Raw genomic sequence first — 12,121 nt, 5'->3', positions numbered from 1 at the left:
CCCGCTCTCCCGCACCGGATAGCAATAAAGCCAAGGAGAGTGCCGTCATGAATCGCCCGACCGGACCCATCGTCCCCGCCACCAATGCGATCGCGCAGGAAGAAGCCCGCTGGCAACAGGAAACGCGCGGCCCCGCCATCGAAGGGCGACCGGAACGCCGCGACCCCTTCCTCACGCAGGCGCTAAAATGGCCGATCAAGCCGCTCTACACGCCCGCCGACCTCGACGCGGTAGGCTTCGACTATAGCGCCGACCTCGGCTTCCCCGGCGAATATCCCTACACCCGCTCGACCCGCCCCAACGGTCATCGCTCCGACTTCTGGACCATGACCCAGGTCACCGGCTTCGGCAAAGGCGAGGATTGGGCCAAGCGCGCGCGCTACATGCTGGATCAGGGCCTCTCCGGCCTCATCCTAGAATATGACCTCGCCACCACCAACGGCTATGACAGCGACGATCCCGTAGTGGAGGGCGAAGTCGGCCGCGCAGGGATGGCGCTCGACAGCCTCGAAGACCTTGAAAAAGCCTTCGACCTCCCCTTCGACAAGCTCAAATATCTGATGAGCGTCTGCAACGCGCCGCAGCCGGTCAACCTCGCCATGATCATCGCCGCGCTGGAGAAAAAGGGCGTCGATCCGCAGGACTTCGTGCTGCACATCGTCAATGGCATCCTGATCGAATATACCTGCGTCGGCCGCTACATATACCCGCCTGAGCATGGATTGCGGATCGCCACCGACTGCATCGAATATATCATCCGCAACCACGCCAACTGGGCGCCGATCTCGATCATCTCCGCCCAGCTTCAGCCCGCTAAGGCGAACCCGGTGCAGGAGATTGCCTATTCGCTCGCCATCGCCTGCGCCCATATCGATGCGGTGCTGGAACGCGGGCTCGATATCGACACGGTCGCGCCCTACATCAATCATTTCGTCGTCAATGTGGACATGGATTTCTTCGAGGGCGTCTGCAAGCTGCGCGCCTTCCGCAAATGCTGGGCGCGGCTGATGAAGGAGCGCTACGGTGCGACCAAGCCAGAGGCGCTGAAAATCCGCATGATGACCTCGCCCACCACCATCGCGCTCACGCTCCAGCAACCGCTCAACAATATCGCCCGCCTCGGCATCATGGCGACCGCCTGCGCGCTCGGCGGGGCGGGGGAGGCGATGACCACCCCCCTCTATGACGAAGCCCACGCCCTGCCAGCCGAAAACGCCATCCGCGTAGGCGCCGCGATCCAGCATATCGTCGCCCACGAAACCGGCGTCGCTGAGACGATCGATCCCCTCGCAGGCTCCTATTATGTCGAGACGCTGACCAAGCAGATGGAGGACGCCGCCTTCGCCGAGATGGACAAGATCTTCGCCATGGGCGGCGCGCTCAAAGCCATCGAGACCGGCTATATCCAGCGCGCGCTAGGCCGCGAACAATATGAGCGCAACAAGGACGTAGAAGAGGGCCGCCGCAAATGGGTCGGCGTCAACCACCTCACCCGCGAGGATGAGGAGCGCGAAATCGAAATCTTCCGCCTCGACGACGCAATGGAGGAAGAGCAAATCCGCAAGGTCTGCGACCTGCGCGCCCGCCGCGACCAGCCCGCCGTCGACGCAGCCCTCGAGAAAGTCCGCGAAGCCGCCCGCACCGGCGCCAACATGGTCCCGCCCTGCCTCGAAGCGGTAAAACTCTACGCGACGCACGGCGAAATCTGCAACGCGATGCGCGACGTCTTCGGCGTCCACAGCGCCGACAGCCAGCTGATGGGGATTTGACCAGCATGACCACCTTCAAGCGCCCCTTGCGCGTCCTCCTCGCAAAGCTCGGCATGGACACGCACACCGTCGGCGTCACCGTCATCGGCCACGCCCTGCGCGAAGCGGGCATGGAGGTCATCTTCACCGGCCTCAAGCAAACCCCGGAGATGGTCTGCGCCGCCGCCATTCAGGAGGATGTCGACGTCGTCGGCATCTCCACCCTGTCCGCCGGTCACACGCGCAGCCTGCCCAAGCTCGCCCGCCTGCTCCGCGAAGCAGGCGCTGGCGACAAGCTGCTCGTCGCGGGCGGCGTCATCCCCGAAGAGGACAAGCCGATCCTCGAACAAGCAGGCGTCGATCGCATCTTCACCATGGGTTCCGACACGCGCGACATCGTCGCCTATCTCGAAAGCTGGTGGGCGCAGCGGCTGGCGGAGGATGCCGCCTGATGATGCAGGGCGCGGCTGACATAGCCGACCGCCTTCTCGCCGGAGAAGTCGCGGCAGGCGCACGTGCCATCCGCTGGCTGGATGATCGCGACCCGGCCGGCGCGCAAGTGCTGGCCGCCATCTACCCGCACACCGGCCGCGCCCAGCTGGTCGGCGTCACCGGCCCGCCCGGCGCTGGCAAGTCCACGCTCACCGACACGCTGGTCACCGAATGGCGCAAGCGGGGCCAGCGCGTCGCCGTCATCGCCATCGATCCGTCCAGCCCCTTCACCGGCGGCGCGATCCTCGGCGACCGCGTCCGCATGAGCCGCCACGCGCTCGACCCCGGCGTCTTCATCCGCTCCCTCGGCACGCGGGGGCAGGCAGGCGGCCTGTCCCGCTCCACCCATGATGCGTGCCTCGTCTTCGACGCCATGGGCTATGACATCGTCCTGGTCGAAACCGTGGGAGTAGGGCAGGACGAAATCGACGTCGTCAACCTCGCCCACACCACCGTCATCGTCGCGGTGCCGGGCCTCGGCGACGAGATACAAGCCGTAAAGGCGGGCCTCATGGAAGCAGGCGACATCTTCGTCGTGAACAAGGCCGACCGCGACGGCTATGACGCCACCCACCGCCAGATGGAACTGATGCTCCACCTGCGCGCCCAGACCGTCACGGATCAACGCTGGGAAGTGCCACTACTACGCGCCGTCGCTGCAAAGGGAGAGGGCGCGGACGCCATAGCCGACGCCATCGCCACCCATCGCGACTTCCTCCACGCGCAGGGCGACTTCATCAACCGCAACCGCCTGCGCGCCCGCGAACAGCTCTTCTCGCTCGTCCGCGACGCCCTCGCATCCTGCGCGATGGCCCTGTGCGGCGACGCCATACTCGATCAGGTCGAAACGCGACAGCTTGATCCCTACGCCGCCGCAGAGCAAATTGTCACAGCCCTTCCCGACAAGAGTGCCGCCGCATGACCAAGTCCATCTGCGCTCTGGCCCACAAGCCGGGCACCACTCGCGAAGATTTCCAGCATTACTATGAGGAAAATCACGCTCCGCTGGCGATCAGCTATTTCCCCTTCTCTGCCTACGCCCGCAACCATGTCACCGGGGCGCAGTTATTCGGCTGGGACACGATCAGCGAATTCTGGGCCGACGATATAGAGGCAGCGGCGGCCCTCATGGCCGGACCAGTGGGAAAGATCATGGCCGCTGATGAGGAACGCTTCATGAACCGGCCCCTCATCGCCTCGGCTGGGGTTGAAGAAGTCATCCTTTCCACCGGAGACCCCGCCGGGACCGACGGCCGCCGAACCGCCTTGCTCGTTCAAAATTCCTCCGAAGGCGTCGACCTGCGCTCAACGGTGTTGGCGTGGGCGGAGGGATTCGCCAAGGACATGCCCGGCGTTTCGATCGACTTCTTGAGCAACTGGACCGACCTCGCCTTTCCGGCAAAGGCCGTCCTGTGGCTGCCGGGATGGCAAGCCCAAGCCGCCATTCCGTACGGTCTTTCCACTCAAGCGCTGCTGCTTCGCCATGTCGCAACTCCGGCTGCGCAGTTGCCGGGCGGCCATTCCGCCTCTCGTTAGGCGCTAAGATTGCCGGTGTGCAAATGTGCAACAGCGTAGATATAAACGTCAGATAATACGCAGATTGACGCAATCATCCTTGATGTAAGCGATAATTGCGACTAACGGAGCTGCATCGGACATGTTTATCCATGTTCGGGGTCAACAGGCGCTTTTTCCCGTGTGGCGCATGCAGATAACGATAAAGACCGGGACTGTTGACTAAGAGCAGCATGTGTTTGGGAGGATGTATGAAGTCCATATTGCTTGCGGGCGTTACCGCAATTTTGGTGCCGTTTTCGGTTTCGGCGAGCGCTCAGGAACAAAGCGCCGCGCAGGAACCATCGACCACTCTCGGTGACATCGTCGTAACTGCGCGCCGTTCCGCGGAAACGCTGCAGAACGTCCCCGTCGCCGTTACCGCGCTCAGCGGCGACTTCATCGAACGGCAGAATATCTCTGATCCGACCGATGTCCCGAATTTCGCGCCGAACATCACGATCGAGCAGCAGCCGTCCAGCCTTTCGGCCGCGACCATCTACATTCGCGGCATCGGCAACAACGAACCTTCGGCCGTGTCCGAACAGGGCGTGGGCGTCTATCTCGACGGCGTTTACCTCGCCCGTGCCGCCGGTGCTGTGTTCGACCTTATCGATCTGGAGCGGATCGAAGTGCTGCGCGGTCCCCAGGGCACGCTGTTCGGCCGCAACACCATCGGCGGCGCGCTCCAGCTGATCACCAAGAAGCCCGCCAACGACATGCATGTCACCGCGAAGGCGGGCTACGGCCGCTTCAACGAATGGTATGCCCGCGCGCGTCTGGACACCGGCTATATTCTGGGCGACGTGCTCAAGGCGTCGATCGCCTATCAGCATCGCCAGGGCGACGGCTATGTGAACAACACGCTCACCCCGGCCTCGCAGGACCCCGGCTCACTGAATGCGGATTCGGTCGCGATCGGTTTGCAGGCCGATCTGGGCGACCTGACGGTCAATTACAGCTTCGATTATGACAATCGCAAGGGCACGCCTGCTTTCTTCCAGATCGTCGCTGCCACCCCGACCGCACAGGATTATTATTCGCAGTCGCCCAGCTTCGGCGGCGCGCCCTTCCTCGTCAGCCCCGATCGTCAGGGCACGGTTCAGCAGGCGGGCTTCACCGACCGTAACGGCAATTTCCGCTATGGCAGCAAGACGCGCGTTCAGGGTCATGGGTTGACCCTCAGCTATGAAGCTATTCCTGAGCTTACGGTCAAGTCGATCACCGGCTACCGGAAGTTCTTCCAGGACACGATCCTGAACTTGTCGGGTAATGGCGTCCTGCGTGGTCCGGTGGTCAATTTCGGCTCTACAGACGTCACGATCGGTGATGTCGTGCCCTATACGGGTAACAACGCACCGCAGAAGCAATGGCAGTTCAGCCAGGAATTCCAGGCGCTCGGCAAGGTCGGTGATTTAAGCTACCTGCTCGGCATGTATTATTTCTACGAAAAATCGTCGGAATATAACCAGCAGGCGCTGACGGTTCTTACACCGATCGCCGGTCTACCCTTCCTTGGATTTTCGCAGACGGATACCGATCAAATCGCTGCGGCCAATCCAGGCCTCGCTACCGTTGGCGTAAACCTCGCTCCTGTACAGGCATTCGGCGGCACGTCACAGTCGATGGCTGTGTTCGGTCAGGTCAGCTGGAAGCCGTCATCGCTCGACGATAAACTGGAAGTCACGCTGGGCGGCCGTCACACCGCCGACGACAAGACCATCTATCTTAATGATGCCATCAATCCGATACAGCGTGGCCGTCGGAGCTTCGACAACTTCTCTTGGCTGGCGTCGGTCAGCTATGAGGTGATGGACGATGTCATGGTCTATGGCCGCGTATCGACCGGCTATCGCTCGGGCGGCATCAACCCGCGCGCCGGTGTCATCAACGGCTTCGATCCTGAAAAGGCGACGTCTTATGAAGCAGGCTTCAAGTCGCAATGGTTCAATAACCGCCTGCGCCTGAACGTCGCTGGCTACATCACCGACTATAACGATCTGCAGGTCCAGCAGTTCGCCGCGGGCAGCGGCGGTGCCACCTCGCTGATCGTCAACGCGGGCAAGGTACGCCTGTCGGGCTTCGAAGCGGAACTGACGGCGGCCCCCTTCCGTGGCTTCCAGATCGACGGCTCGGTCGGTTATGTGAAACATGACTATAAGACCTTCCTGTTCCGCGATCCGGGCACCAACACGGTGGTGGACGTTGCTGACGAAGCACGGCCGCTCTACACGCCAAAGTGGAACGTCCATGTCGGCGCTGAATATTCGCACCCGATCGGCGGGGGTGACACGCTCGTGCGTCTGCGTGGCGACTATTCCTATCGCACGAAGATCTACTTCAACGCGCTCGACAACACGGCGCCGTTCAACGAACAGATCGTTTCGCCCAGCCAGACCAACGTAAAGGCGCGTCTGTCTGTCGAAGGCTTCGATCTTGGCGGCGGCAAGCTCGACGTGGGCATCTGGGGCGACAATCTGCTGAACCAGAAGCGGCTCGTTTACGGCATCGACTTCGGCGCCCTGGGCTTCGCAGGCGCGACGTTCAACAAGCCGACCTCCTACGGCGTGGATGCCAAGATCGCCTTCTGATCAGACCTAAAAATCCTCCCCGCGCGAAGCGTGGGGAGGGGGACCAGCCGTAGGCTGGTGGAGGGAAAAATGGCACAACCTGTGAGATTTCCCCTCCACCCTTCGCTTCGCGAACGGTCCCCCTCCCCATCTCACGATGGGGAGGATCAATGTGCGCAAGCCACCTTTACTAAAGAACTGCCTTGCACTGCTCAGCCCGAACCGGGTCAAATGAACAACTAGAGCGGCGTGCCTTTTATCTGAATCCCTCAACCCCGTTCGGGCTGAGCTTGTCGAAGCCCTCAACTTTCTAAGAAGTGAAGCCGTTGGCTTCGCTGACCTTCGGTTCAACAGGCTCAGGGCGAGCGGTAAAGGGAGGTGGTGCCGATTTAACGCAGCGCGCTCTAAAAGACGCCCCCCTAACTAATCGTCGATCCACCATCCACCGCGATGCACTGACCACTGATCCACTCACCGTCCCGGCTCGCCAACAACGCGACCATCGCCGCAATATCCTCCACCAGCCCAAGTCGCGGAGACCGCCCTTCCTCCAGCACCTGCTGCTGGAAATCCGTCGGCATCGTGGCGCGAAGCTCGGGCGTGATCACCAACCCCGGCATGATGGCATTGGCGCGGATACCCTGCTTGCCCCAGCCGCTGGCGACATGGCGCACCAGCGCATTGATCCCGGCCTTCGCCATCGAATAACAGGGGCGCACCGGCTCCCCCGCGATCGCCGCGCCCGATGAGGTATAGATCATGGCCCCGCCGCCGCGTTCCAGCAGCTTGGGCAGGGCATGGCGCGTGACCCGCATCATGCCCTTCAAATTGACATCCAATGTGCGCTCCATCACCTCGTCGGTCACGGTCAGCGCGTCGGTGTCGGAAAACAGGATTTGCAGGTCGGCGAAATTGGCATGCACCCCGTCGATCCCGCCATATGTCTTCGCGGCCATATCGATCAGCGCCGCAATCGACGCGTCATCGGTCGCATCGAATGCGCATCCGGTTGCGCGGCTGCCCATCGCTCCGATCTCATCGACCAGGCTGTCGATTTTGTCCTTTTGACTGCCCGGCGCTGCGACGATCAGGGTCGCGCCCTCCGCCGCCAGCCGCAAAGCGGTCCCCCGCCCGATGCCGGTGGACGCGCCCGCAACGACGACGACCTTGTCCACCAGACGGCGGCAACCCATGGCCAAATCCGCGCTCATCCTGCCTCTCCTATTTTATTTCTATCCGTAATAAACTCGCCTCAGCGGTTACTCATCCCCTGCCACCCAAGCCCCAGCGCCTTCTGCACATTGATAAAGCTGACCGTCAGCCCCGCCGCCGCCTGAACTCTCGCCTGCGAAGCCGCCAAGACCAGACGCCGTTGCTTCAAATAGTCTATTCCTGAAATCGTCCCGGCCTGACTCCGCTGCCGCGCCAGCTCCGCTCCCATTGCCGCCTGCCGTTCGGCCCGCGCCAGATCGGCCAGGCTCTCCCGCTGCCGCTGGAACCGCGCCAGTGAACCCTCGGCATCCTGCAACGCGTTCAGTACCGCCGCGCGATAATCCGCCGCTGCCTCATCCCGCTGCGCCTCCGCGGCATCGATCCGCGTGCGGGCTTTTCCGAAATCCAGGAAAGACCAGCTGATCCGCGGCACCGCCGCCACCGTGAACTTGTCCAGATCGACCAGATCCTCAGGCGACGATCCGCCCAGCCCGATAAGCCCCAGGAAGCTGATGTGCGGAAAGCGCGCCGCATCCGCCACGCCGATCCGTGCGGTCTGGGCGGCCAGCTTGCGTTCCGCCGCGCGTATATCGGGGCGGCGCTGCAACAGGGCGGCCGGATCACTCACCGCGACCTCAGCGGGGGGCAGCGGCAGAGCAGCCGACGGATCGAGCAAGCTGTCCAGCGTCCCGGGAACAGCGCCGGTCAGCACCGCCAGCTTGTCCTTCAGCGCGTCGATCTCGGCCCGCATCGGCGCCAACTGCGCGCGCGCGCGATCCCGGTCGGACTCCTGTTGCAGCAGCTCGCCTCGCGCAATCGTCCCCCGTTCAAAACGTTGCCGGGTGAGGGCGACCTCCTCATCCTGCAAAGCCAACGCCTCGATGCCCAGGGACAGGCGCTGCTGCCGATCGCGTAGCTCGACATAGCTTTGCGCGACTTCCGCCGACAGGCTGACGCGGGCGTCGTCCAGCCCCGCCTCGCTCGCCGCGACATCGGCCCGCGTCGCCTCGACGGCGCGGCGGCTGCCGCCGAAAAGATCCAGTTCCCAACTTGCGTCGAAACCGACATTGTACAGGTCGAGCGTGGTGGCGCTCCCATCCTCCGACTGTCCGGGCAAGCGCGCCTTGGCATAGATGACTGAGCCGTTGACCGTTGGCAGCTCTTCCGCCCTCTTTTGGCGCAGCGCCGCGCGCGCCTGCCGGATGCGCGCCGCTGCCGCGTCCAGGCGCGGGTTCCCGGCCAGTGCCCGGTCCATTAGCTGGTTCAGAACCGGATCGCCAAGGCTCGTCCACCATGGCGCGGCCGCTTCCACTGGTCCGGCCCCCGCATCCCCCCGGACGAAGTGCGACGGTGGGGCAGGGGCCACGTCCGCAGGGCCGCCATAGTCGGGGCCAGCGGTGCAGGCCGTGGTCAGGAGCAAGGCAAAGGCAAAGGCAAAGGCGGATCGGTTACGCATCGACAATCTCAATGAGCGGCCACTGGCGCGGCATGCTGTGGCAGCGGGCGGAGGAAAAAGACGAGCGGGGCGGTGCACAGGATGGCGATGATCAGCATCCAGAACAGGTCGATAAAGGCCATCGTAAGCGCCTGCGTCTGAATGCCCTGTTCGATCATGCGGAACGCCGCATCGCGGCCGCCCAGCGCGAGCGCCTGCGCATCGACATAATGTTGAAGGTCAAGGCCATTGGCCGCCAGATTCTCCTCCATCCTGCGCGCATGAAGCCACAGCCGCTGGTCCTGCACTACCGCGATGCCAGCCAGCGCAAAGGAGCCGCCCAGATTGCGCGCGGCGTTGTAGAGGCCCGACGCGTCCGCAGCCAAAGACATGGGCACGGAACGGATCGCCGCCTGGTTCAGGAACATCATGACGCAAATGGTGCCGACGCCGCGCATCAACTGGGAATCGACGAAATCGGCGCCTGTGGACACCGACGTCAGTGATGTTTCGATATAGGTGCTGAGGATCAGCAGGACCAATCCGATCAGGACCGAAAGATGGATCGGTATGGTGCGGATCGCCCATGGCATGAACGGCATCATCAGCACCATCGGTACGCCCGACAGCAGTACGATCTGCCCCGACTGAAGCGCATTATAGCCTGCGATCAGCGTGAGGAATTGCGGGATCACATAGGATGTGCCGTAAATCACCATGCCGATCATCATCGCCATGATGAACACCGCGCCAAACTGCCGGTCCAACAGCAAGCGCAACCGGATCACCGGCCGTTTCGCCAGCAACTGCCCGGCCAGCAGCATAGCGAACCCCGCCACGGCCGTGATGGTCAGCCATATGATGGTCGATGACTCGAACCATTGCTCCCGCTCGCCTTCCTCCAGCACGACGGTAAGTCCGCCCAGCCCCAGGATAAGGCCGAACACGCCCAGCCAGTCCGCCTCGCCGATAAGGTCGAAGCGCGGCCGCTCATAGGGAAGCGCGACCAGCAGCAGAAGCAGCAGAGCGATCCCGACCGGCAGGTTGAGGAAGAAGGCATAATGCCAACTGATATTCTCGGTCAGCCAGCCCCCCAGCACCGGCCCCATGATAGGCCCCAGGATCGCCGTGGCCCCGAACAGGGAATTACCCACAGCTTGCTGATGACGCGGCAAGCGCGTCGCGATGATGGTCATCGCCGTGGGGATCAGCGCCCCGCCCGTAATGCCCTGACCGATCCGCCCCCCGATCATGACCGGCAATGTCTGCGCCATGCCGCAGATCATCGAAAATCCCACGAAACCCACGGTGGCGATCAGGAGGAAATTGCGCAGGCCCAGAAGCCGCTGCAACCAGCCCGCCAAGGGAATGATGATGATTTCCGCGACGATGAACGACGTCGCGATCCAGGTTCCTTCCGTACCGCTCGCGCCGATTTCGCCCTGGATGATCGGCAGGGCGGAATTGACGATGGAAATGTCGAGCATCGCCATCATCGCGCCCAGCGTGCCAGCCGCCACCGCGAGCCAGTCCGCGACGCTTGCGCGCTCGGCTGTCTCAGGCAGCGCTGCGGTCACTTGGCGGCTTCCGACCGAACCTGCTTGCTATTCTTCAGCCGTTCCACTTCTTCGCGGGCCGATCGGGTATCGACCGAAACCTCCACCGACATGCCGGGCAGCAACAGCTTCTTGATCGACGGGCCAGCATCTATGGCGATGCGCACAGGCACGCGCTGCACGATCTTGGCGAAGTTGCCGGTCGCATTTTGCGGCGGCAGCAGCGAAAATTGCGCCCCGGTGCCGGGCGCAAGGCTGGCGACATGGCCATGCAGCGTCACCCCCGGCAAAGCGTCCACATCAATCTCCGCCGGTTGCCCCTGACGCATCAGCCCCAGCTGCGTTTCCTTGAAATTCGCTTCCAGATAAAGCTGTTCCACCGGCACGACCGACATCAGGCGCAGGCCGGGCTGCACGAACTGGCCGATGCGCGCCGAAAGATCGCCCACCCGCCCCGCAACGCTGGCGCGTATCACCATGTCCCGGACGTTGCGCTGCGCCGCGTCCAGCTGGGCGCGCGCGCTCTGGCCTTGCGCTTTCGCCTGGGCGATCTGGGCGCGCAGGCTGGCGATCCGCCGCTCCGCGCCCTGCGTCGATGCTTTCTGCGCCGCCACATCCTGCGCCGCCTGCGCCGCCTGGGTGCGAAGCGTCGCCAGCTTTTCAGCGGGTTCCGCGCCACTCGCCGCAAGCGGACTGTATCGCGCCACTTCGGACGCTGCGTACCGCGCCTTCGTCTGCGCCGCCGCCAGCATCGCGCGCGCCTGCTCGATCGCCGCTTCCTGTTCCCCGATCATCGCTTCCGCATTGGCGGCGTTCGCCTGCGCCAGGTTGATCTGCGCCTGCCCCTGCGCCGCCTGCGCCGGATAATCGGGCGCCTCGATCCGCAACAATGGCTGGCCGGGCTTCACATCCTGATTTTCATGGACCAGCACTTCACTGACGTAACCTGACACCCGCGCCGAAACGGTGACGCTGTCGGCCTGCAAATAGGCGTCCTGCGTGCTTTGCTGATATTTGCCGTACAGCTCGTATCGGGCAAACCAGAACGCACCGGCTATAAGAACAACCACGCCCGCAATGCCCAAAACCAGGCCCAGCCTCCGCCGCTTCGGGCGGCTTGCCCCTTCGCCAATCGCATCGTCGGGGAGGGGTTCTGCATCGACCGCATCGGCCAACGACCCCTTTGGCTCACTCATAGAAATCCTACCGTCTAGGCTTCGAAGCGATGACTTAAAGTTTGCCGCAGGCGGAAGGCAAGTTTTTTCCGACGTGGAATCGGAAATGAAATTATGTCAGCAGAAGGATGACGCTGAATCCCACTAGCGCGGACAGGCCGCTGGCCAGGCACAGCAATCGAAATGGACAGAGCAGAAATACCGAGCTGTCAGGTTCCATCCTCTTCCCCATTTTTTTGGCGGGGTTGGATGGTTTATAGGCGATTTACGCCCCATCGCCAAATGATTTGGACGCCCAGCAGTCGCCCTGTCGCGAAAATGGCAGACGGGCTCTTTTGCGCTTTCCTTACCGTCGGGATGGCGGCTATTCCGCTCACTT

9 protein-coding genes are annotated in these 12,121 nt (G+C 63.0%); 5 read left to right on the top strand and 4 right to left on the bottom strand.

Translation table 11 applies throughout. The features are described from left to right. The first annotated feature begins 47 nt into the window (after window positions 1-47). The 5 genes from ACWNC0_RS02835 to ACWNC0_RS02815 all read left to right on the top strand — a co-directional run bounded on the left by ACWNC0_RS02835 (window position 48) and on the right by ACWNC0_RS02815 (window position 6,385). Window positions 48-1,769, top strand: a complete 1,722-nt coding sequence (locus ACWNC0_RS02835) for a methylmalonyl-CoA mutase family protein (RefSeq protein ID WP_449469447.1) — start codon at window positions 48-50, stop codon at window positions 1,767-1,769. Between the two features lie 5 nt (window positions 1,770-1,774). After that, on the top strand, window positions 1,775-2,200 hold the full coding sequence (locus tag ACWNC0_RS02830) for a cobalamin B12-binding domain-containing protein (RefSeq protein ID WP_449469445.1): 426 nt from the start codon (window positions 1,775-1,777) through the stop codon (window positions 2,198-2,200). Beyond that, complete coding sequence (gene meaB / locus ACWNC0_RS02825; RefSeq protein WP_449469443.1) at window positions 2,200-3,162, top strand: methylmalonyl Co-A mutase-associated GTPase MeaB; 963 nt, start codon at window positions 2,200-2,202, stop codon at window positions 3,160-3,162. Before ACWNC0_RS02830 ends, meaB begins: the two co-directional genes overlap by 1 nt. Further along, window positions 3,159-3,776 carry an EthD domain-containing protein gene (locus ACWNC0_RS02820; RefSeq protein ID WP_449469441.1) on the top strand — a complete coding sequence of 206 codons (618 nt, stop codon included), beginning with the start codon at window positions 3,159-3,161 and terminating at the stop codon, window positions 3,774-3,776. The genes meaB and ACWNC0_RS02820 overlap by 4 nt, the downstream gene beginning before the upstream one ends. Before the next feature lie 230 nt (window positions 3,777-4,006). Then, window positions 4,007-6,385, top strand: a complete 2,379-nt coding sequence (locus ACWNC0_RS02815; protein ID WP_449469439.1) for a TonB-dependent receptor — start codon at window positions 4,007-4,009, stop codon at window positions 6,383-6,385. Between the two features lie 398 nt (window positions 6,386-6,783). Here the strand turns inward: ACWNC0_RS02815 and ACWNC0_RS02810 are convergent, their stop codons facing one another. Genes ACWNC0_RS02810 through ACWNC0_RS02795 form a run of 4 tightly spaced genes read right to left on the bottom strand, consistent with a single transcriptional unit; the run spans window position 6,784 to window position 11,763 of the window. Beyond that, window positions 6,784-7,575, bottom strand: coding sequence for an SDR family NAD(P)-dependent oxidoreductase (locus ACWNC0_RS02810; RefSeq protein WP_449469438.1), 792 nt, complete (start codon window positions 7,573-7,575; stop codon window positions 6,784-6,786). 41 nt (window positions 7,576-7,616) lie between these two features. Continuing rightward, window positions 7,617-9,032, bottom strand: a complete 1,416-nt coding sequence (locus tag ACWNC0_RS02805) for an efflux transporter outer membrane subunit (RefSeq protein ID WP_449469436.1) — start codon at window positions 9,030-9,032, stop codon at window positions 7,617-7,619. A gap of 8 nt (window positions 9,033-9,040) precedes the next feature. Further along, window positions 9,041-10,588 (bottom strand): MDR family MFS transporter, encoded by a 1,548-nt coding sequence (locus ACWNC0_RS02800; protein WP_449469434.1) that lies wholly within the window; start codon window positions 10,586-10,588, stop codon window positions 9,041-9,043. Continuing rightward, a complete protein-coding gene (locus ACWNC0_RS02795) occupies window positions 10,585-11,763 on the bottom strand; it encodes an HlyD family secretion protein (protein ID WP_449469433.1) in 1,179 nt (392 codons plus the stop codon). Before ACWNC0_RS02795 ends, ACWNC0_RS02800 begins: the two co-directional genes overlap by 4 nt. Window positions 11,764-12,121: the final 358 nt, after the last annotated feature.

The sequence above is a fragment of the Sphingobium chungangianum genome (genome assembly GCF_977014255.1).
Note: the sequence above shows the minus strand (reverse complement) of the source record. Positions and strands in the feature narration are given on the sequence as shown.

What these genes read in the sequence shown, in the direction of transcription:
- ACWNC0_RS02810 (WP_449469438.1), bottom strand. Translation starts at nt 7,575, where the DNA reads ATGAGCGCGGATTTGGCCATGGGTTGCCGCCGTCTGGTGGACAAGGTC.
- ACWNC0_RS02830 (WP_449469445.1), top strand. Translation starts at nt 1,775, where the DNA reads ATGACCACCTTCAAGCGCCCCTTGCGCGTCCTCCTCGCAAAGCTCGGC.
- ACWNC0_RS02815 (WP_449469439.1), top strand. Translation starts at nt 4,007, where the DNA reads ATGAAGTCCATATTGCTTGCGGGCGTTACCGCAATTTTGGTGCCGTTT.
- meaB (WP_449469443.1), top strand. Translation starts at nt 2,200, where the DNA reads ATGATGCAGGGCGCGGCTGACATAGCCGACCGCCTTCTCGCCGGAGAA.
- ACWNC0_RS02835 (WP_449469447.1), top strand. Translation starts at nt 48, where the DNA reads ATGAATCGCCCGACCGGACCCATCGTCCCCGCCACCAATGCGATCGCG.
- ACWNC0_RS02805 (WP_449469436.1), bottom strand. Translation starts at nt 9,032, where the DNA reads ATGCGTAACCGATCCGCCTTTGCCTTTGCCTTTGCCTTGCTCCTGACC.
- ACWNC0_RS02820 (WP_449469441.1), top strand. Translation starts at nt 3,159, where the DNA reads ATGACCAAGTCCATCTGCGCTCTGGCCCACAAGCCGGGCACCACTCGC.
- ACWNC0_RS02795 (WP_449469433.1), bottom strand. Translation starts at nt 11,763, where the DNA reads ATGAGTGAGCCAAAGGGGTCGTTGGCCGATGCGGTCGATGCAGAACCC.